Raw genomic sequence first — 255 nt, forward strand, 5'->3', positions numbered from 1 at the left:
TAAAACAGTCAGGATGTTGGCTTAGAAGCAGCCATCATTTAAAGAAAGCGTAATAGCTCACTGATCGAGTCGTCCTGCGCGGAAGATGTAACGGGGCTAAGCCAGTCACCGAAGCTGCGGATATCCGCAAGGATATGGTAGGAGAGCGTTCTGTAAGCCTGCGAAGGTGTCTTGTAAAGGATGCTGGAGGTATCAGAAGTGCGAATGCTGACATGAGTAGCGATAATGCGGGTGAAAAGCCCGCACGCCGTAAGC

General features: G+C 50.6%; 1 rRNA gene. It reads left to right on the forward strand.

The features are described 5' to 3' along the window. Nucleotides 1-255, forward strand: a 23S ribosomal RNA gene (locus GM658_RS28725); the annotation flags it as partial.

It is taken from the genome of Massilia eburnea (genome assembly GCF_009720745.1).
Taxonomy (GTDB): domain Bacteria; phylum Pseudomonadota; class Gammaproteobacteria; order Burkholderiales; family Burkholderiaceae_D; genus Rugamonas; species Rugamonas eburnea.